Below are 18,468 nucleotides of genomic sequence, written 5' to 3' on the forward strand. Positions count from 1 at the left end.
GGGATGTGGTTCAGTGAGTTCAACGAGTTCGGTGAAGGCCGGCGAGCCTCAGCAGCAGGGCCTTCACATCGGTGGCCGCGACGCGGCCGTCCACAGCACGAGGGGTGGAGCACAGAATGAGCGGACCTTCCTCATCGCTCAGGGGCAGGCGGCCGTGGCTGCCTCGGACGGGCGACGGGTCGAGAGGCACGACGGCCATGCGGTACCGCATACCGAGCTTTTTGCGGGCGAGCGCCCCGGCCGCCCTGAGCCGTACATAGGGGTCGTTCGGATCCATGAACAGCTCGGCGGGGTCGTAGCCCGGTTTGCGGTGGATCTCCACCAGCCGGGCGAAGTCCGGGGCCCGGTCGTCGTGGAGCCAGTAGTAGTAGGTGAACCAGGCGTCGGGATCGGCGACGGCGACGAGTTCGCCGGAGCGGGGGTGGTCGAGGCCCTCTGCCTTCTTGCCCTCGTGGTCGAGGAGCCGCTCGACACCGGGGAGCCCGGCGAGGGCTTCCCGGGTGGCCTCCAGATCCGCCGGCCGGCGCACATAGACATGGGCGATCTGATGGTCGGCCACGGCAAAGGCTCGTGACGTCATCGGATCGAGGTACTCCATACCGTCCTGGGTGTGTACCTCGAGGAGTCCGGCACGGCGCAGAGCCCGGTTGATGTCAATGGGGCGGCTCACCGGAGTGATGCCGTACTCGGAGAGCGCGACGACGGTACGGCCCTGCTCGCGCGCGTCGTCCAGCAGCGGTGCCATGACAGCGTCCAGCTCGGCGGCGGCACGGTGGGAGCGCGGATCGTCGGGGCCATAGCGCTGTAGGTCGTAATCGAGATGAGGGAGGTAGCACAGGGTCAGATCAGGGTCATGGCTGCGCATGATGTGCCAGGCCGCGCCGACGATCCACCGGCAGGCCACGATGTCCGCGCCCGGCCCCCAGAAACGAAAGAGGGGGAAGTCGCCCAGTTCATCGACGAGTTCGTCGTGCAGGGAAGGCGGCCGGGTGTAGCAGTCGGGCTCTTTGCGGCCGTCCGCGTAGTAGACGGGCCGGGGGGTGACGGTGATGTCGGTGTCCGCGCCCATCGCGTACCACCAGCAGATGTTCGCGACCGTGTAGCCGGGGTGGACGCGGCGGGCGGCGTCCCACACCTTGTCGCCGGCGACCAGACCGTTGTGCTGACGCCACAGCAGCACCTCGCCCAGCTCACGGAAGTACCAGCCGTTGCCGACGATGCCGTGCTCGGCGGGCGGTGTTCCGGTGAGGAACGTCGACTGGGCGGCACAGGTCACCGCCGGCAGCACGGTGGCGAGCGGGGCCCGCGACCCGGACGCGGCGAGGGCCTTGAGGCGCGGCATGTGCTCCAGGAGCCGGGGGGTGAGGCCGACGACGTCGACGACGAGCAGAGGGGTGGGCCGGGGGGGGGGGGGGGGGGGGGGGGGGCGGGGGGGGGGGGGGGGGGGGGGCGGCGCGGGGGTGCGGCCGGGCGGGGCGGGAGCGCGGGGGGAGCCGGGCGGGTGTCCGAGGAGCCGCGCGGGCGGGGGAGGTCGGCGGGGGGTGCGGGCCGGGGCGGCCCGGACCGTCCGCGGGCGGGCCACGGGGTGCGGGGGTCCTGGGGGCGGCGGGCGGGTTCGCGCCGCAGCGACCGGGTGTCCTCGTCGCGCTCCCGCGACGGGGCCGGGGCCGGGGCCGGGGCCGGGGCGGGGCCGGGGCCGGGGCCGGGGCCGGGATCAGAGTCGGGTTCGGGGTCGCCCGCCGGGGTGTCCTCGGCGGGGGTGTTCGCGGGGCCGGGGCCGGGGGGGCCGGTGAGGCCCGAACGCGGCGGGGCCGGTGTCAGCGCCTGCGGGGCGGGGGGCGGGGGTTCGTCGTCGGGGGCCGGTGAGCCTGGGAGGGGAGGGCGTTCTGCCTCCGTGCTCATTCCGCCCCCCGTGTCTGGTCCCCGTGACCGGCGGTTCCACCACCGCGGGCAGCCCCGTCCGTCACCGCTTCCGCGTCACTCTACGGGTTGGTGCCCGCCCCACGGGACCGTGACCCCGGGCTCGTGTGGATCTGCCCAAAACGTCCCCCTACCCCCTGGTAATCAGGTCTGGCAGGCTCGGCCCATGACGTCACGCGCCGCCGACCGGGCCCGCTACGACCGGGCCACCGCTCATCTCGACGCCCCGCTCGCGGTGGTCGACCTCGACGCGTTCGACGCCAACGCGGACGACCTGGCGCGCCGGGCGGCGGGCAAGCCCGTGCGGGTGGCGAGCAAGTCCGTACGGTGCCGTCCACTGCTGGAACGGGTGCTCGCCCGGGGCGGGTTCGCCGGGGTCATGTCGTTCACGCTGCGGGAGTCGCTGTGGCTGGCGCGGTCCGGTTTCGACGATGTCCTGCTGGCCTATCCCTCCGCCGACCGGGCCGGTTTCGCCGAACTCGCGGGCGACGCCCGGCTCGCCGCCGCCGTGACCGTGATGATCGACGATCCGGCGCAGCTGGAACTGATCGAGCGGGCGCGGTCGGGCGGCCGGGCGGAGATCAGAGTCTGTCTGGAACTCGACACCGCGCTGCGGCTGTTGGGCGGCCGGGTGCGGATCGGGGCGCGCCGCTCCCCGTTGAGCGAGCCGGCCCGGCTGGCCGAGCTGGCCCGCTCGATCGCCCGCCGCCCGGGGTTCCGGCTGGTGGGGCTGATGGCGTACGAGGGGCACATAGCGGGTGTGGGGGATGCGTACGAGGGCGCTCCGCTGCTGTCGGGCGCGGTCCGGCTGATGCAGCGGGTGGCGCGAAATGATCTTGTGCGGCGACGGGCCGAGGCGGTGCGCGCGGTACGGGCGGTGGTGCCGGGGCTGGAGTTCGTGAACGGCGGCGGCACGGGCAGTGTGGGGCGGACGGCGGCGGAGTCGGCGGTGACGGAGGTCGCGGCCGGTTCCGGGCTGTTCATGCCCCGGCTGTTCGACCACTACAGCTCGTTCTCCGGGCGGCCCGCCGCGCTGTTCGCGCAGCCGGTGGTGCGCCGTCCGGGGGTGGGTGCGGTGACGGTGCTCGGCGGCGGCTATCCGGCGTCCGGCCCGGCGGGCCGGGACCGCTCCCCTCTCCCGTACCTCCCCGAAGGGCTGCGCTACGACCGGCGGGAGGGCGCGGGCGAGGTGCAGACCCCGCTGCTCGGGCCGCCCGCCGACGATCTGCTGATCGGGGACAAGGTGTGGTTCCGGCACGCCAAGGCCGGGGAGCTGTGCGAGCGTTTCGACGCCCTGTGGCTGGTCGAGGGGGACCGGGTGACCGGGTCCGTGCCGACCTACCGGGGCGAGGGCCGGACCTTTCTCTAGCCCCCGCCCCGCCCCCGGGCTCAGCCGTCGAGGTCGATCCTCACGCCGTAGAGCCGGTTCACCTTGAGCCGGATGACCACCCGGCGCTCGACGACCATCTGGGCGAGGAACGCCTCCTCGTCGTCGGGGCGCATGGAGTCGGGGAGTATGCCGAGGAGTTCGCGGCCGACGGCGTCCCCGGCCTCGGTGGTGAGCCCGGAGACTTCCGCCTCTCCCTCGGCGACGGCGAAGGACCACACGTCGTCGCCCTGCGCGTGGAGCGCCGCGCGGGGGTCGCGCCGCAGGTGTGCCGCCTTGGCCCGGTCGGCGGTGGTGGAGAAGCGCACGATCCGGGCGTCGGGGTCCCAGCTGTACACCATGGTGGTCAGATGCGGGTGTCCGCTGCGTCTGAGGGTGGCGAGGGTGCCGAAGCGGTGTGCGCCCAGCAGCTCGGAGAGGGCGGCGTCGGAGAGGGAGGCGGGGCCCGGGGTCTTGGTCATGTCTCCCCCAACTCCCTCTCCCCCGGGGTGATTCCCGCGCCCGGGCCCTAGAGGGGGGTGACGTACGCCCCGGCGATGCCTCCGTCCACCAGGAAGTCGGTGGCGTTGACGAAGGAGGAGTCGTCGCTGGCGAGGAAGGCGACGGCCGCCGCGATCTCCTCCGGGCGGGCGAATCGTCCGAGCGGGATGTGCACCAGCCGGCGGGCGGCCCGCTCGGGGTCCTTGGCGAAGAGCTCGCGCAGCAGCGGGGTGTCGACGGGGCCGGGGCAGAGCGCGTTGACCCGGATGCCCTCGCGGGCGAACTGCACGCCCAGTTCGCGGGACATGGCGAGGACGCCGCCCTTGGAGGCGGTGTAGGAGATCTGCGAGGTCGCGGCTCCCATGATCGCCACGAAGGAGGCGGTGTTGATGATGGAGCCCCGGCCCTGGCGGCGCATGTAAGGAAGGGCCGCCTTGCAGCAGAGGTAGACGGAGGTGAGGTTGACGTCCTGGACCCGCTTCCAGGCGTCCAGTCCGGTGGTGAGGATGGAGTCGTCCTCGGGCGGCGAGATGCCGGCGTTGTTGAAGGCGACGTCGACGGAGCCGTAGGTGTCGTAGGCCGTCGCGAACAGCGCCTCGACCTGCTCGGCGTCGACTACGTCGACCTGGACGAAGAGGCCGCCGACGGCCTCGGCGGCGGCTTTGCCCGCCCGCTCGTCGATGTCGGCGCAGACGACGTTCGCGCCCTCGGAGGCGAGCCGGTGGGCGGTGGCCAGGCCGATGCCGCTGCCGGCTCCGGTGATGACGGCGGTACGGCCCACGAGGCGGCGGCAGACAATGGTCTCGGTCATGGGTGTTCAGGCCTCCGTACTGAAGAACACGTTCTTGGTCTCGGTGAATGCGGTGAGGGCGTCGGGGCCGAGTTCGCGGCCGATGCCGGAGTGCTGGTATCCGCCGAACGGGGTGGTGTGGCGGACGCTGCTGTGGGAGTTGACGGAGAGATTGCCGGCCCGGATCGCGCGCGAGACACGGATGGCGCGGCCGACGTCCCGGGTCCAGATGGACCCGGAGAGTCCGTAGTCGGTGTCGTTGGCGAGCCGGATCGCGTCGGCCTCGTCCTCGAAGGGCAGGACGACGGCGACCGGCCCGAAGACCTCCTCGCGGGCGACGGGGGCGTCGGGGGCGACGCCGGTGAGGACGGTCGGGGGGAACCAGAAGCCGGGTCCGTCGGGGGCGGTGCCCCTGATGCCGGGCAGGGTGTCGGGGGCGTATCCGCGCACCTTGTCCAGCTGGGCCCGGGAGATGAGCGGGCCCATCAGGGTCTTCTCGTCCAGGGGGTCGCCGACGGCGACGGACTCGACGGCGGGGGCGAGGAGTTCCAGGAAGCGGTCGTGGACGGTGCGCTGGACCAGGATGCGGGTGCGGGCGCAGCAGTCCTGGCCGCTGTTGTCGAGGAAGGACATGGGGGCGGCGGCGACGGCGGCTTCGAGGTCGGAGTCGGCGAAGACGACGTTGGGGCTCTTGCCGCCGAGTTCCAGGGTGACCGGCTTCACCAGTCCGGCGCAGCGGGCCATGACGGCAGTGCCGATCCGTACGGAGCCGGTGAAGACGATCTTCGCGGTGCCGGGGTGGTCCACCAGGGCCCGGCCCGCGATGTCGCCCGCGCCCGGCAGTACCTGGAAGAGATGCTCGGGGAGGCCGGCCTCCAGGGCGAGTTCGGCGAGGCGCAGGGCGGTCAGCGGGGTGGTCTCGGCGGGTTTGAGGAGTACGGCGTTCCCGGCCGCGAGCGCGGGGGCGGTGCCCCAGGCGGCGATGGGCATCGGGAAGTTCCAGGGGGCGATGACGCCGATGACGCCGAGCGGTTCGAGGAGGGTGATGTCGAGTCCGCCGGCGACGGGGATCTGGCGGCCGGTGAGGCGTTCGACCCCGCCTGCGGAGTAGTCGAGCAGATCGCGGACGTTGCCCGCCTCCCAGCGGGCGTTGCCGATGGTGTGTCCGGCCTGGCGGACCTCCAGGAGGGCGAGTTCCTCGATGTGCTCGTCCACGACGGTGGCGAAGCGGCGCAGCAGCCGGGCCCGGTCGGCGGGGGCGGCGGCGGCCCAGCCCCGCTGGGCGCGGGCGGCGCGGGCCACGGCCGCGTCGACCCCGGCGGCGGTCGTCGCGGGGACGGTGGCGACGGTCTCGCCGGTGGCGGGGTTGAGGACTTCGTGGTGGGTGTTCGGCAAGGCGTCCCTCACAGTCGGCGCGGTCGGCGCGTCGGTACGGTCGGCACGGTCGTCGCGGTCGGCGCGGTCGTCACAGTCGTTCGAAGGAGCGGCGCAGCTCCCAGTCGGTCACCGCGGCGTCGAACGCGGCGAGTTCGACCCTGGCCATGTTGGTGTAGTGCGCGACGACCTCGTCGCCGAAGGCGGCCTTGGCGACGACGCTGTTCTCCCACAGCTCGGCGGCTTCGCGCAGGGTGGCGGGGACATGGGCGTGGTCCGCCGTGTAGGCGTTGCCGGTGCACTCCTCGGGCAGCTCGAGCCCCTGCTCGATGCCGTGGAGTCCCGCCGCGACCAGTCCGGCGACGGCGAGATACGGGTTGGCGTCGCCGCCCGGCAGCCGGTTCTCGAAGCGCTTGGAGCGGCCGTGGCCGATCACGCGCAGGGCGCAGGTGCGGTTGTCGTGGCCCCAGGCGACGGCGGTGGGGGCGAAGGTCCCGGGCTGGAACCGTTTGTAGGAGTTGATGTTGGGCGCGTACAGCAGGGAGAAGTCGCGCAGCGCGGCGAGCTGTCCGGCCAGGAAGTGCCGCATCACCGGGGACATCCCGCCGGGCCCGTCGCCCGCCATCGCGTTGTCGCCCCGGGCGTCGGTGAGCGAGAGATGGATGTGGCAGGAGTTGCCCTCGCGCTCGTCGTACTTGGCCATGAAGGTGAGCGAGACGCCTTCCTGGGCGGCGATCTCCTTCGCTCCGGTCTTGTAGAGGGCGTGCTGGTCGCAGGTGACGAGGGCCTCGTCGTAGCGGAAGGCGATCTCCTGCTGGCCCGGGCTGCACTCGCCCTTGGCGGACTCGACGGTCAGTCCGGCGGTCGCCATCTCGCGGCGGATGCGGCGCAGCAGCGGTTCGACGCGGCCGGTGCCGAGGACGGAGTAGTCGGTGTTGTACTGGTTGGCCGGGGTGAGCCCCCGGTAGCCGCGGTCCCAGGCCTGTTCGTAGCTGTCCTTGAAGAGGATGAACTCCAGCTCGGTGGCGACCTGGGCGGTGAGCCCGAGTCCGGCGAGGCGCTCCAGCTGGCGGCGGAGGATCTGGCGGGGGGCGACGGCGACGGGTGAGCCGTCGTGCCGGGCGAGGTCGGCGACGAGCAGCGCGGTGCCCTCGTGCCAGGGGACGCGGCGCAGGGTGGAGAGGTCGGGGCGCATGGCGAAGTCGCCGTAGCCCCGGTCCCAGGAGGACATCTCGTAGCCGTCGACGGTGTTCATCTCGACGTCGACGGCGAGCAGATAGTCGCAGCCCTCGGTGCCGTGCTCCACCACCTCGTCCAGGAAGAACGGGGCGGCGAACCGCTTGCCCTGGAGCCGTCCCTGCATGTCGGGGAAGGCGAGCACCACGGTGTCGATCTCACCGCTCGCGACGAGGGAGCGCAGCTCCTCGACGGCGAGCGGGGGTGTGCGGTCTGCCACGGGACGTACGCCTCCTTGGATCAGCCGGAAGCCATAAGGTATTGCTGGATACCTTTGAAGGGAAGAGGAAACGTCGACGTGGCCACCATCGATGACCCTGATCGGCTGGAATCCGTACTGCGCCCGGTGCGCGCGGGCAACGGCTTCGAGGAGGCGCTGGAGCGGATCCTGCGGCTGCTGAGGCTCGGTCTGGTCGCCGCCGGGCAGCGGCTGCCGGCCGAGCGCGAGCTGGCCGAGCGGCTGGGGATCAGCCGGGTCACCCTGCGCGAGGCGCTCAGGGTGCTCACCGAGCAGGGGCTGGTCGAGAGCAGGCGGGGCCGCTACGGCGGGACCTTCGTGCTGGCGCGCCCGGACGCCCCGGGCGAGGACGAGCTGCGCAGGCGCGTCGCGGACGTGGACGTGGAGGACACCCTGCGCTTCCGCGAGGTGCTGGAGACCGGGGCGGCCGGGCTGTGCGCGGCCCGGCCGCCGGCCGGCGAGGACGCCCGGCGGCTGCGCGCCGCGCTGGCCGCCACCCGGGACGCGCCGCTGGCCGAGTACCGGCGGCGGGACACCCTGCTCCATCTCACCCTGGCGGAGCTGTCCGGCTCGGCCACCCTCGCCGCCCAGTACGCCGCCGTCCGGGCGACCCTCAACGATCTGCTGGACTGCATCCCGCTGCTGGTGCGGAACCTGGAGCACTCCCAGCACCAGCACACCGCCCTGGTCGAGGCGGTGCTCGACGGGGATCCGGAGGGCGCGCGGGAGCTGATGCGGGAGCACTGCGAGGGCACCGCCGCGCTGCTGCGGGGCTTTCTGCCCTGACGGATCCCGCGGCCCGGTGCGCGGGGCTTGCGCGGCCCGCCCCCGACCGCAAAGGTATTCATACAAACCTTTGAACGCCGGGAGCGTCCCATGGCCGAAGGCACCACCGATCGCGTCCCCTCCCCCGCCGACCCCGCCGACCCCTCCTCCGACTCCGCCGCCGCCTCCGAGGCCGCCTCCGGGGCCCGTTCGCACGACGCCTATCTCAGCCGCCGCACCCTGCGCCGGGGCAGTGCGGGCTGGCTGCTGCTCACCGGCCTCGGCGTGGCCTATGTCGTCTCCGGCGACTTCTCCGGCTGGAACGTCGGACTCTCCAAGGGCGGCTTCGGCGGACTGGCGATCGCCACCCTGCTGATGGGCGTGATGTACGCCTGTCTGGTCTTCGCCCTCGCCGAGCTGTCGGCGATCCTGCCCACCGCCGGCGGCGGCTACGGCTTCGCCCGCCGGGCGCTCGGCACCTGGGGCGGCTTTCTGACCGGCACGGCGATCCTCATCGAGTACATCCTCGCGCCCGCCGCGATCTCCCTCTTCATCGGCGACTACGTCGAGTCCCTCGGCCTCTTCGGCCTGGAGTCCGGGTGGCCGGTGCTGCTCGCCTGCTTCGTGATCTTCATCGGCATCCATCTCTGGGGAGTCGGCGAGGCGCTCCGCTTCAGCCTGGTCGTCACCGCGATCGCCGTCGCCGCGCTGCTGATCTTCGCCGTCGGCGCGTTCACCGAGTTCAGCGTGGACCGGCTCAACGACATCCCCGCCGACGAGAGCGCGTTCGGCGCGAACTCCTGGCTGCCGTTCGGACTGCTGGGCATCTGGGCCGCGTTCCCCTTCGGCATGTGGTTCTTCCTCGGCGTCGAGGGCGTCCCGCTCGCCGCCGAGGAGGCGAAGGACCCGGTGCGCTCGATGCCCCGGGCGCTCGCCGCCTCCCTCGGCATCCTGGTCCTCCTCGCCGTGCTCACCTTCCTCGCCGCCACCGGGGCCCGGGGCTCCGCCGCGATCCAGGAGGCCGGGAACCCGCTGGTGGTCGCCGTCCAGGGGGACGGCGCGCCGACCCCGCTCGGCCGCTTCGTCAACTACGCGGGGCTCGCGGGCCTGGTCGCGTCCTTCTTCTCGCTCATCTACGCGGGCTCCCGCCAGCTCTTCGCGCTCTCACGGGCCGGCTATCTGCCCCGTGTCCTCTCCCTCACCAGCCGCCGCAAATCGCCCTACCTCGGACTGCTCGTCCCCGGCGCGATCGGCTTCACCCTCGCCGCCGCCACCGGGGACGGGGCACGGCTGCTGAACATCGCGGTCTTCGGCGCGACGATCAGCTACGCCCTGATGGCGCTCTCCCACATCGTGCTGCGCCGCCGGGAACCCGGGCTCCCCCGCCCGTACCGCACCCCCGGCGGGACGCTCACCTCGTCCGTCGCCCTGCTGCTCGCCCTCGCCGCCCTGGCGGCGACCTTCCTCGTGGACATCGCGGCGGCGTTCACCGCGCTCGGGCTCTACGCCGTCGCCGTCGCCCACTTCGCGATCTACAGTCGACGGCATCTGGTGGCCAGGGCTCCGGAGGAGGAGTTCGCGGCGCTCGCGGCGGCCGAGGCGGAACTCGAACGGGCCTGACCCGGGCCGACCCGACCGAAACCGAACGGAGCCATGGTGACCAAGCCGCTCATCGGCGTCACGACCTATCTCAGCCCCGCCGCCTGGGGGCTGTGGAACATGCCCGCCGCGCTGCTCCCGGCCCAGTACCCGGCCCTGGTGCAGCGCGCGGGCGGCCTCGCCGCGATGATCCCGCCCGACCCCGACCCGGCCTCCGCCCCCGCCGTCCTGACCCGCCTCGACGGGCTGATCGTCGCGGGCGGCGCGGATGTCGAACCCCGGCGGTACGGAGCCGAACGCGACCCGCGCACCGGGCCCGCCGCCCCCGAGCGGGACGCCTGGGAACTCGCCCTGATCCACGCGGCACTGGCGGCGCGGGTGCCGCTGCTGGGGATCTGCCGGGGGATGCAGCTGCTCAACGTGGCCCTGGGCGGGACGCTGCTCCAGCACCTGGACGGACACACCGGCGGCGAGGGCGTCTTCACCTCCCACACCGTCAAGCCCGTGCCCGGAACCCGCTACGCCTCGATCGTGCCGTACGCGACGGAGGTGCCGTCCTACCACCACCAGGCGGTGGACCGGGTGGCGGAGGGGCTGACGGTGTCGGCGTACGCGGAGGACGGGACGGTGGAGGCGGTGGAGGTGGTCTCCGGGGGGTGGGGGGTGGGGGTGCAGTGGCATCCGGAGATGGGGAAGGAGCTGTCTTTGGTGGGGGCGCTGGTGGGGGCTGCTCGTGCCGGTGCCCGTGCCCGTGCCTGAGGCGTCTCGCGAGTGCGAGGCCCTGGTCGGGGGCGCTGCCCCCGAACCCCCGCGCCTCACTCTCCCCCTGGCTTCGCCGGGGGGACCCCCGGCGCGGCTGGATTTGCCGGTTGGGAAGTGAGGGTGAGGAGGTCGCGGGCGGGGCCGGTGGGGAGTTGGGAGCGGCGCCAGACGGCGCGGAGGGCGCGGTGGAGGGGGATGTCGTGGAGGTGGATCTCGGTGAGACGGCGGGCGGTCAGCTCTTCGGTGACGGCGAGTTCGCTGAGGACGGCGGGACCGGCGCCGCTCACCACGGCGGCCTTCACCGCCGTGGTGGAGGCCAGCTCCAGCAGGGGTTCCGCGAGGCCGCCGCTCTTCGAGAGGGCGGAGTCCAGCACCTGGCGGGTGCCGGAGCCGCGCTCGCGGAGGATCAGCGGGGCGCGGGCCAGCTCGGCGGCCGTCAGCGGGGTGCGCCGGCGGGCCCAGGGGTGTCCGGGGGCGGCGACCACCACGAGCCGGTCGTGTCCGATCACCGTCCCGTCCAGCCCCTCGGGGACGGAGAGCCCCTCGACGAAACCGAGGTCGGCCTCGCCCGACAGCAGCCGCTCGGCGACCGTGGCGGAGTTCCCGGCGAGCAGGGAGACGGCCGTGTCCGGGCGGGCGGCGCGCAGCGCGATGAGCCAGCCGGGGAGCAGATACTCGGCGATGGTCATGGACGCGGCGACGGTCAGCCGTGAGTCGCGCCGCCCCCGCAGCGCCTGTGTGCCCGCGTCGAAGGCCTCCGCCGCCTCCACCACCCGGCGTGCCCAGTCGGTGACCAGCGCCCCGGCCTCGGTGAGCCGGGAGCCGCGCGGCGAGCGGTCCAGCAGGGCGACCCCCAGCTGACGCTCCATGGAGCGGATCCGGCCGCTGGCGGCGGGCTGGCTGATGCCCAGCTCCCGGGCGGCGCGCCCCAGGCTGCCGAGCCTGGCGACCGCGAGCAGCAGTTCCAGCGCCCCCAGCTCGGGCACCCGGTGCGCCAGCGGCACCCATGTCCCCTCCGCGCGACGCTCACTCATCACCCCAGCTTATGACCCCATAGCCCGGGGGCTCCTGGCGCGGGCCCCCGGCGCGTCCGAGAGTGGGGGCATGACCACCGCCGTACGCCTCAGCCCAGGCCCTCGGGCGCTCTCCGTACGGCGTCCGGCGGCGCTGCGCGGGCTCGCCCCCAACTGGTACGCGACCGTGATGGGCACCGCCGTCGTCGCGACGGCGGGCGCGGCCCTCCCGGTGCCCGGCGCGCGCCCTGCGCTGGCGGCCGTGTGGGCGGTCTCCGCCGTGCTGCTGGTCCTGGTGCTGGCCGGGCGGGCCGGGCACTGGCTGCGCCACCGCGATCAGGCCCGTGCCGATCTGCTCGACCCCTCGGTGGCCCCGTTCTACGGCTGTGCGCCGATGGCGCTGCTGGCGGTGGGGACGGCGGGGCTCACGGCGGGCCGGGAGCTGATCGGGGAGAGCGCCGCCACGGCGCTGGCGTTCGCCCTCTTCACGGCCGGCACGGCCGGCGCGGTCGCCGTGGCGCTGGGTGTGCCGTATCTGATGGTCGTACGCCACCGGATCGAGCCGGGCGGCGCGTCCCCGGTGTGGCTGCTGCCGGTGGTCGCGCCGATGGTGGCGGCCTCCTCGCTCCCGCTGCTGCCGACCGGGCGGTGGCGGGAGACGGTGCTGGTGGCGAGCGGCGCGCTGTTCGGGATGACGCTGCTGGCGACGCTGATGATCCTGCCGCTGGTCTTCTCCCGGCTGGTCCACGGCGGTCCGCCGCCGCTCGCGCTCACCCCTTCGCTCTTCCTGGTCCTCGGGCCGCTGGGGCAGTCGGCCACCGCGCTGAGCAATATGGCGGGGGCCGGTTCCGGTTCCCCGTACGGCTCCGGTCTCACGGCCCTGTCGGTTCTCTACGGAGTGCCGGTGATGGGGTTCGCGCTGCTGTGGCTGGCGCTCGCGGGCGCGATGACCGTGCGGGCGCTGCGGCGCGGCATGCCGTTCACGATGGGGTGGTGGGCCTTCACCTTCCCGGTGGGCACCTGTGTGACGGGCGCGGCCGGGCTCGCGGACCGTACCGGCCTCTCGGTCTTCACCGCGCTGGCGGCCGTTCTGTACGCGCTGCTGCTCACGGCCTGGGCGGTGGCGGGCTGGCGTACGGCGCGCGGTGTGCTGGCGGGAGCGCTGCCCGCAGTGCCGCCCCGATGACGGCGGGTGCTTCGGCGAGGGAGGGGCCGTACCAGGTGAGATGCCGGCCGCTGAGCAGCGCAGGGGGCAGTCCGGGGAAGGCCTCGGGGCCGTCGTCGGCGGTGAAGCGGTACGGCTCGTCGGGGAGCGCCACCAGCGCGGCCCCGCTCTCGCGCAGCCGCTCCGGGGGGATGCGGGGGTAACGCTCGGGGTGGGCCGCGTACACATTCCGTATCCCCAGCCGGGCGAGCAGGTCCCCGGCGAAGGTGTCCCGGCCCAGCACCATCCAGGGCCGTCGCCAGATCGGCACCACGGCGGGGACCGGCGGGTCGGCCAGGGGGCGGACGGCAGCCCACGCCTCCTCGGCGGTGTCGAGCCAGCGCGGGCGGGACAGCCGGCAGCCGTCGACGAGGACCCGTTCCAGTTCGCGGAAGGCCTGCGCCAGGTCGCGTACCTCGGTCACCAGGACGGGGGCTCCGGCGGCGCGCAGGGCGTCGAGGTCCTGGGGCCGGTTCTCCTCCTCGTTGGCGATGACCAGATCGGGTCTCAGCGCGAGGACGGCGGCGAGGTCCGGATTCTTGGTGCCTGCGACCCGTACGACGTCGAGACCGGCGGGGTGCTCGCACCAGTCGGTCGCGCCGACGAGCAGCCCCGGGGCGCTGACGGCGACGGCCTCGGTGAGCGAGGGCACCAGGGAGACGACGCGCATGGTCAGCGGGGGTCGGCGGGGGTTTCGGCGATGTGGTCGGCGACGGTGACGACGACGAGGCGGGTCTCGGGGACGGTGGCGCGCCAGCGGTGCCGTACGCCACCGGAGAGGAACAGGGTGTCACCGCGGCCGAGGCGGTGGGCGCGACCCTCGGCCTCGACCTCGACCGCGCCGTCGGCGACGTACATCATCTCGTCGTTGCGGTGCTGGAACTCGCCCTCGGTGTCGTACTCGCCGGTGAACTCCAGGGCTTCCAGCTGGTGCCTGCCCCGGACCAGCCGGCGGGTGCGCCGCGCGTAGACCAGGTCGTCCTCGGTGTCGGCGGGGGCCCGGACGACGGCGATGGTCCGGGCCGCGTCGGAGGCCTCGACGAGCCGTCCGACGGTGGTCTCCAGGGCGTCGGCCACGCGCTGGAGGGAGCGGGTGCTGGGCCGGGCCCGTTCGTTCTCGACCTGGCTGAGGAAGGGCACGGAGAGGCCGCTGCGCTCGGCGACCGCGGCGAGTGTGAGATCGAGCGCCCGGCGGCGTCTGCGCACGGCGGCGCCCACGCGAAGACGCTCGGTCTCCTTCGGGTCCTTGCCGTCCTTCGCGTCCATGCGCCCGGCTCCCCTTCCTGGTCCTGTCTCACCATACGCAGCTTCCGGCTCCGGCCGCGCGCATACGGCGCACCGGACGGGGGCCCGGGAGAGCCCGTGGAAGCCCGCGGAGGGCAGGTGGGGGGCGTGCGGGGGCGAAAACCGGACGGGGCGGCTCCCGCTGTCCGCGGGAGCCGCCCCGGGGTGATCCGGTACGGGGAAGGGCGCCCTACCGGGGGGCCATCTCCGCCTCCACCTCGGGATTCTCCTTCAGCCACGCGCGTACGGCGTGCTGCTCCTCGCCGGTGCCCGCCCGCTGGATCAGCGCCTCCAGGCTGGTGAGCTGCTTCTCGGTCATGGTGAAGTCCTTCAGCCAGCGGCCGATCTCGGGCTGGTCGGCGGCGAAGCCCTTACGGGCGATGGTGTGGACGCCGTCGCCCTTGCCCCAGGCGCCCTCGGGGTCCTTGAGCTTCTTCAGCTCATAGGTGCTGTAGGCCCAGTGCGGCGACCAGAGGGTCGTCACGATCGGTTCCTTCTTCTGGTACGCCCGCTTCAGCTCGGCGAGCATGCCGGGCGTGGAGCCGTCGACGACCTCGTACTCGTCGCCGAGGCCGTAGGCGTCGAGGACCTTGTCATTGAGGAGTCCCATCATTCCGGCGCTCGGCTCGATGCCGATGATCCGGCCCTTGAACCTCCCCGACTGCCCCTTGAGGTCGGCGAGGGAGTCGATGCCGTCCACATAGGACGGGACGGCCAGCTCCAGCGAGGTGGGGCCGTACCAGGATCCGAGGTCCTCCAGCCGGTCGCCGTACTTCTTCCAGTACTGGGCGTGGGTGACGGGCAGCCAGCCGTCCGTCTGGAAGTCGATCTGCCCGCCGGCCAGACCGGTGTAGAGCGCCCCGGCCTCCAGCTGCTTGGTCTCGACCTCGAAGCCGCGCCGCTCCAGCACTTCCTTCCAGAGGAAGGTGGAGGCGATGCCCTCGTCCCAGGGGATGTAGCCGATGGTGACCTGGCGGCCCTTGCCGATGTCGGCCGCGCCCGCGGGGCGGCCGGACTTCTCGGTGCCGAAGATCCCGATGCCGCCCGCGACGAGGGCGAGGACGACCGCCCCGGTGAGCGCGACGACGGGCCGGGGACGGTAGTCCCTGAGCCTGGGGCGGCCGGCGGCGGCGACGGCGCGGGCCGCGGCGCGGCGGCCGAGCGGGGAGACCTGGCGGCCGAGTTCGCCGGTCATCCGGTCCAGGTACATGGCGAGGATGACGATGGAGACGCCCGCCTCGAAGCCGAGGCCGATGTCGACGTTGCCGATGGCGCGGTAGACCGCGCCGCCGAGGCCGCCGCCGCCGACCATGCCCGCGATGACCACCATGGACAGGCCCAGCATGATGACCTGGTTGACCCCGGCCATGATGGTGGGCAGGGCCAGCGGGAGCTGGACCCGGAAGAGGGTGTCGCGCGGGGTGGTGCCGAAGGCCTCGGCGGCCTCGACGAGTTCCTTGTCGACCTGGCGGATGCCCAGCTCGGTCATGCGCACGCCGGGCGGCAGGGCGAAGACGATGGTGGCGATGATGCCGGGGACCACGCCGACGCCGAAGAAGATGATGCCGGGGATCAGATAGACCATGGCGGGCATCGTCTGCATGAAGTCCAGCACCGGCCGGACGACCGCGCTCACGGTCGTGGAGCGGGAGGCCCAGACGCCGAGCGGCACGGCGATCGCCAGGGTGACGAGGGTGGCGACGAGCACCAGCGAGAGGGTCGACATGGCGTCGTCCCAGAGCTGGATGGAGTCGATCAGCGCGAGACCCGCGAAGGCGAGGACTCCGGCGAGCAGCCCGCGCAGCCACCAGGCGGCGATGGCGAGGACGCCCGCGAAGAGCAGGGGTTCGGGTGCGGAGAGGGCCGCGTCGATGCCGTCGTACATCCCGGTGACGACGGCGCTGACGGCGTCGAACAGCCACTCCAGATGGAGGCGGAGCCAGTCGACTCCGCTGTCGACCCAGTCGCCGATGTCGAGCCTAGGCACGGGCCACCGCCTCGGCCGTGGCCGGGGTGCGGTCGCCGGGGGCGGGCGTCGCGGCGGCCGGTGGTCCGCTCTCCGGGGCGGACGAGGGGGTCATCGGCTCGCCGAGGACGGCGAGCAGCCTGGCGCGGGGGACGACGCCGGTGAGCGTGCCTGTGCCGTCGACGACGGCGACCGGGGCCTCGCTGGTGGAGCAGGGGGTGAAGAGTTCGATGATCGGCGTGTCGGCCGGCACGGTGGCGGGAGCGGCGGCGAGGACGTCCTCGGCGCTCCGGCGCTCCGGGCCCTCGCCCAGGACGCTCTCGGGGTCGGCCATGATCGCGCCCGCGGTCAGCACCCGGGAGCGGTCGACGTCCTGGGTGAAGGAGGCGACGTAGTCGTCGGCGGGGGTGACGAGGATGTCCTCGGCGCTGCCCAGCTGGACGATGCGGCCGTTGCGCATCACCGCGATCCGGTCGCCGAGGCGCATGGCCTCGTTGAGGTCGTGGGTGATGAAGACGATGGTCTTCCTCAGGGTCTTCTGGAGCTGGAGGAGCTGGTCCTGCATGTCGCGGCGGATCAGCGGGTCGAGCGCGCTGAAGGACTCGTCCATCAGCAGCAGATCGGCGTCCGTGGCGAGCGCCCGGGCCAGTCCGACGCGCTGCTGCATACCGCCGGACAGCTCGTCGGGCCAGGAGTCCTCCCAGCCCGCGAGGCCGGCGAGGGCGAGCGCCTCGGCGGCCCGGTGGTCGCGCTCGGCGCGCGGGACGCCCTGCACCTCCAGGCCGTACGCGGCGTTCTCCCGCACGCTGCGGTGCGGGAAGAGGGCGAAGTGCTGGAAGACCATGCTGATCCTGCGGGAGCGTACGGCGCGCAGCTCGCCCCCGGTCAGGGCGGTCAGGTCCTGGCCGTCGAAGAGGACCCGGCCCGAGGTGGGGGCGAGGAGTCCGTTGAGCATGCGCAGCAGGGTGGACTTGCCGGACCCGGAGAGGCCCATGACGACGAAGATCTGTCCCGGCTCGACGGTGAACGAGGCGTCGACCACGGCCGCGGTCGTGCCTTCGGCGCGCAGTTCGTCGCGGTCGGCTCCCCCTTCCAGCCGCTGGATCGCTTCCTCGGGTCGTCTTCCGAACACCTTGTAGAGATGCTCGGCCTGGAGCCTGGACACATATACCTCACGCGTTGAACCGAAAAGCGGTCCGCCGCACCCTGACCGGCGAACCGCGGAGCCCGGCGGGTTCCGCCCGCGCGCCCCGGCACGTCGTGGTGGACGGCGGGGGGCGGCTCCGCTGCCGCGCCTGCCCCCGCTCTTACCGGGCAAACGCGACAGTGACCCACTTCACAGACATGGGGTGGGTGCGGGGCAGGTATCGGGCGGGCACGGAGCCGGATGCGGGCGGCACGGACCGGCCGCCGGAAGACCGCCGCCGGGGTACGGCATGATCGGGGGGTGACGCGACGCCTGATGCTCCTCGACACCGCCTCCCTCTACTTCCGGGCCTATTTCGGGGTCCCCGACTCGGTCCGCGCCCCGGACGGCACCCCGGTCAACGCGGTGCGCGGGCTGCTGGAATTCATCACCCGGCTGGTCCAGGACCACCATCCGGACGATCTGGTGGCCTGCTGGGACAACGACTGGCGGCCGCAGTGGCGGGTGGATCTGATCCCCTCCTACAAGGCGCACCGCGTCGCGGTGGAGACCGAGTCGGGCCCCGACGAGGAGGAGACCCCGGACACCCTCGCCCCGCAGGTCCCGGTGATCGCGGCGGTGCTGGACGCGATCGGGATCGCCCGGATCGGGGCCGACGGCTACGAGGCCGACGATGTGATCGGCACGCTCACCGCCCGCGCGCGGGGGCCGGTGGACATCGTCACCGGCGACCGCGACCTCTTCCAGCTGGTCGACGACGCGCGCGGTCGCCGGGTGCTGTATCCGCTGAAGGGAGTGGGGACGCTCCAGCTCACGGACGAGGCGTGGCTGCGCGAGCGGTACGGGGTGGACGGGCCGGGATACGTGGATCTGGCGCTGCTGCGCGGGGATCCGAGCGACGGGCTGCCGGGGGTGCCCGGCATCGGCGAGAAGACGGCCGCGAAGCTGCTCGACGCGTTCGGCGATCTCGCCGGGATCATGGCCGCGGTGGACGATCCGGCGGCGAGGCTGACGCCCTCGCAGCGCAAGCGGCTGGACGAGGCCCGTGCGTATGTGGCGGTCGCGCCGAAGGTGGTCCGGGTGGCCCCGGACGTACCGCTGCCCGCCTTCGATCCGGCGCTCCCGGACGAGCCTCGCGATCCCGAGACGCTGGAGGAGCTGGCCGCGCGGTGGGGGCTGGGCGGGGCGCTACAGCGATTGCTGGCCACTCTTCGCCGGTGAGAAGGCTGGTTTCCCTGAGGCGAAGTTGGTCCCACGAGGTGCTAACTTAGGTAAGCCTAAGCGATGTAATCAATACAGGGAG

Annotated in this window: 16 protein-coding genes; 6 read left to right on the plus strand and 10 right to left on the minus strand. The window is 73.3% G+C overall.

Translation table 11 applies throughout. The features are described 5' to 3' along the window. Positions 1–19: 19 nt before the first annotated feature. On the minus strand, positions 20–1,390 hold the full coding sequence (locus tag ABD371_RS09155) for an alkaline phosphatase family protein (protein ID WP_344475002.1): 1,371 nt from the start codon (positions 1,388–1,390) through the stop codon (positions 20–22). 696 nt (positions 1,391–2,086) lie between these two features. On the opposite strand from ABD371_RS09155, the gene ABD371_RS09160 reads away from it, so the two are divergent. Next, complete coding sequence (locus ABD371_RS09160) at positions 2,087–3,289, plus strand: amino acid deaminase/aldolase (RefSeq protein ID WP_344474710.1); 1,203 nt, start codon at positions 2,087–2,089, stop codon at positions 3,287–3,289. Positions 3,290–3,309: 20 nt separating this feature from the next. Here ABD371_RS09160 and ABD371_RS09165 read toward each other — a convergent pair whose 3' ends face one another. The 4 genes from ABD371_RS09165 to ABD371_RS09180 all read right to left on the minus strand — a co-directional run bounded on the left by ABD371_RS09165 (position 3,310) and on the right by ABD371_RS09180 (position 7,407). Next, complete coding sequence (locus tag ABD371_RS09165) at positions 3,310–3,768, minus strand: PPOX class F420-dependent oxidoreductase (protein WP_190124406.1); 459 nt, start codon at positions 3,766–3,768, stop codon at positions 3,310–3,312. A gap of 47 nt (positions 3,769–3,815) precedes the next feature. Further along, positions 3,816–4,598, minus strand: coding sequence for a 3-oxoacyl-ACP reductase (locus ABD371_RS09170; protein WP_344474713.1), 783 nt, complete (start codon positions 4,596–4,598; stop codon positions 3,816–3,818). 6 nt (positions 4,599–4,604) lie between these two features. Next, complete coding sequence (locus ABD371_RS09175; protein WP_344474715.1) at positions 4,605–5,972, minus strand: aldehyde dehydrogenase family protein; 1,368 nt, start codon at positions 5,970–5,972, stop codon at positions 4,605–4,607. 70 nt (positions 5,973–6,042) lie between these two features. Beyond that, on the minus strand, positions 6,043–7,407 hold the full coding sequence (locus tag ABD371_RS09180) for a glutamine synthetase family protein (RefSeq protein ID WP_344474717.1): 1,365 nt from the start codon (positions 7,405–7,407) through the stop codon (positions 6,043–6,045). A 78-nt stretch (positions 7,408–7,485) separates the two neighbouring features. Here ABD371_RS09180 and ABD371_RS09185 point away from each other — a divergent pair, with 78 nt between their 5' ends. From ABD371_RS09185 to ABD371_RS09195, 3 genes are all read left to right on the plus strand, one after another. Beyond that, entirely contained in the window at positions 7,486–8,211 is a 726-nt protein-coding gene (locus ABD371_RS09185; RefSeq protein ID WP_344474719.1) for a FadR/GntR family transcriptional regulator, read from the plus strand. A gap of 90 nt (positions 8,212–8,301) precedes the next feature. Next, positions 8,302–9,810: an ethanolamine permease gene (eat, locus tag ABD371_RS09190; protein WP_344474721.1), complete on the plus strand. Its 1,509-nt coding sequence runs from the start codon at positions 8,302–8,304 to the stop codon at positions 9,808–9,810. 33 nt (positions 9,811–9,843) lie between these two features. Further along, positions 9,844–10,548, plus strand: a complete 705-nt coding sequence (locus ABD371_RS09195) for a gamma-glutamyl-gamma-aminobutyrate hydrolase family protein (protein WP_344474723.1) — start codon at positions 9,844–9,846, stop codon at positions 10,546–10,548. 56 nt (positions 10,549–10,604) lie between these two features. Here the strand turns inward: ABD371_RS09195 and ABD371_RS09200 are convergent, their stop codons facing one another. Then, positions 10,605–11,585 carry a LysR family transcriptional regulator gene (locus ABD371_RS09200; RefSeq protein WP_344474725.1) on the minus strand — a complete coding sequence of 327 codons (981 nt, stop codon included), beginning with the start codon at positions 11,583–11,585 and terminating at the stop codon, positions 10,605–10,607. A 70-nt stretch (positions 11,586–11,655) separates the two neighbouring features. On the opposite strand from ABD371_RS09200, the gene ABD371_RS09205 reads away from it, so the two are divergent. Beyond that, positions 11,656–12,750, plus strand: coding sequence for an SLAC1 family transporter (locus ABD371_RS09205; protein WP_344474727.1), 1,095 nt, complete (start codon positions 11,656–11,658; stop codon positions 12,748–12,750). Here the strand turns inward: ABD371_RS09205 and ABD371_RS09210 are convergent. The 4 genes from ABD371_RS09210 to ABD371_RS09225 form a co-directional block, all read right to left on the minus strand. Beyond that, a complete protein-coding gene (locus ABD371_RS09210) occupies positions 12,671–13,438 on the minus strand; it encodes a helical backbone metal receptor (RefSeq protein WP_344474729.1) in 768 nt (255 codons plus the stop codon). The genes ABD371_RS09205 and ABD371_RS09210 overlap by 80 nt on opposite strands. A gap of 2 nt (positions 13,439–13,440) precedes the next feature. After that, complete coding sequence (locus tag ABD371_RS09215) at positions 13,441–14,034, minus strand: helix-turn-helix domain-containing protein (protein WP_344474731.1); 594 nt, start codon at positions 14,032–14,034, stop codon at positions 13,441–13,443. A 208-nt stretch (positions 14,035–14,242) separates the two neighbouring features. After that, entirely contained in the window at positions 14,243–16,039 is a 1,797-nt protein-coding gene (locus tag ABD371_RS09220) for an ABC transporter permease/substrate binding protein (protein WP_344474733.1), read from the minus strand. Further along, positions 16,032–17,183, minus strand: coding sequence for a quaternary amine ABC transporter ATP-binding protein (locus ABD371_RS09225; protein WP_344474735.1), 1,152 nt, complete (start codon positions 17,181–17,183; stop codon positions 16,032–16,034). Before ABD371_RS09225 ends, ABD371_RS09220 begins: the two co-directional genes overlap by 8 nt. A 297-nt stretch (positions 17,184–17,480) precedes the next feature. Between ABD371_RS09225 and ABD371_RS09230 the strand changes: the two genes are divergently transcribed. Further along, the gene (locus tag ABD371_RS09230) at positions 17,481–18,386 is read left to right on the plus strand and encodes a 5'-3' exonuclease (protein WP_190124522.1); all 906 of its coding nucleotides are present in this window, start codon (positions 17,481–17,483) and stop codon (positions 18,384–18,386) included. The last annotated feature ends 82 nt before the right edge of the window (positions 18,387–18,468 follow it).

It is taken from the genome of Streptomyces amakusaensis (assembly GCF_039532665.1).
GTDB classification, from domain to species: Bacteria; Actinomycetota; Actinomycetes; order Streptomycetales; family Streptomycetaceae; genus Streptomyces; species Streptomyces amakusaensis.

What these genes read in the sequence shown, in the direction of transcription:
- ABD371_RS09160 (WP_344474710.1), top strand. Translation starts at nt 2,087, where the DNA reads ATGACGTCACGCGCCGCCGACCGGGCCCGCTACGACCGGGCCACCGCT.
- ABD371_RS09165 (WP_190124406.1), bottom strand. Translation starts at nt 3,768, where the DNA reads ATGACCAAGACCCCGGGCCCCGCCTCCCTCTCCGACGCCGCCCTCTCC.
- ABD371_RS09170 (WP_344474713.1), bottom strand. Translation starts at nt 4,598, where the DNA reads ATGACCGAGACCATTGTCTGCCGCCGCCTCGTGGGCCGTACCGCCGTC.
- eat (WP_344474721.1), top strand. Translation starts at nt 8,302, where the DNA reads ATGGCCGAAGGCACCACCGATCGCGTCCCCTCCCCCGCCGACCCCGCC.
- ABD371_RS09195 (WP_344474723.1), top strand. Translation starts at nt 9,844, where the DNA reads ATGGTGACCAAGCCGCTCATCGGCGTCACGACCTATCTCAGCCCCGCC.
- ABD371_RS09200 (WP_344474725.1), bottom strand. Translation starts at nt 11,585, where the DNA reads ATGAGTGAGCGTCGCGCGGAGGGGACATGGGTGCCGCTGGCGCACCGG.
- ABD371_RS09205 (WP_344474727.1), top strand. Translation starts at nt 11,656, where the DNA reads ATGACCACCGCCGTACGCCTCAGCCCAGGCCCTCGGGCGCTCTCCGTA.
- ABD371_RS09210 (WP_344474729.1), bottom strand. Translation starts at nt 13,438, where the DNA reads ATGCGCGTCGTCTCCCTGGTGCCCTCGCTCACCGAGGCCGTCGCCGTC.
- ABD371_RS09215 (WP_344474731.1), bottom strand. Translation starts at nt 14,034, where the DNA reads ATGGACGCGAAGGACGGCAAGGACCCGAAGGAGACCGAGCGTCTTCGC.
- ABD371_RS09230 (WP_190124522.1), top strand. Translation starts at nt 17,481, where the DNA reads ATGCTCCTCGACACCGCCTCCCTCTACTTCCGGGCCTATTTCGGGGTC.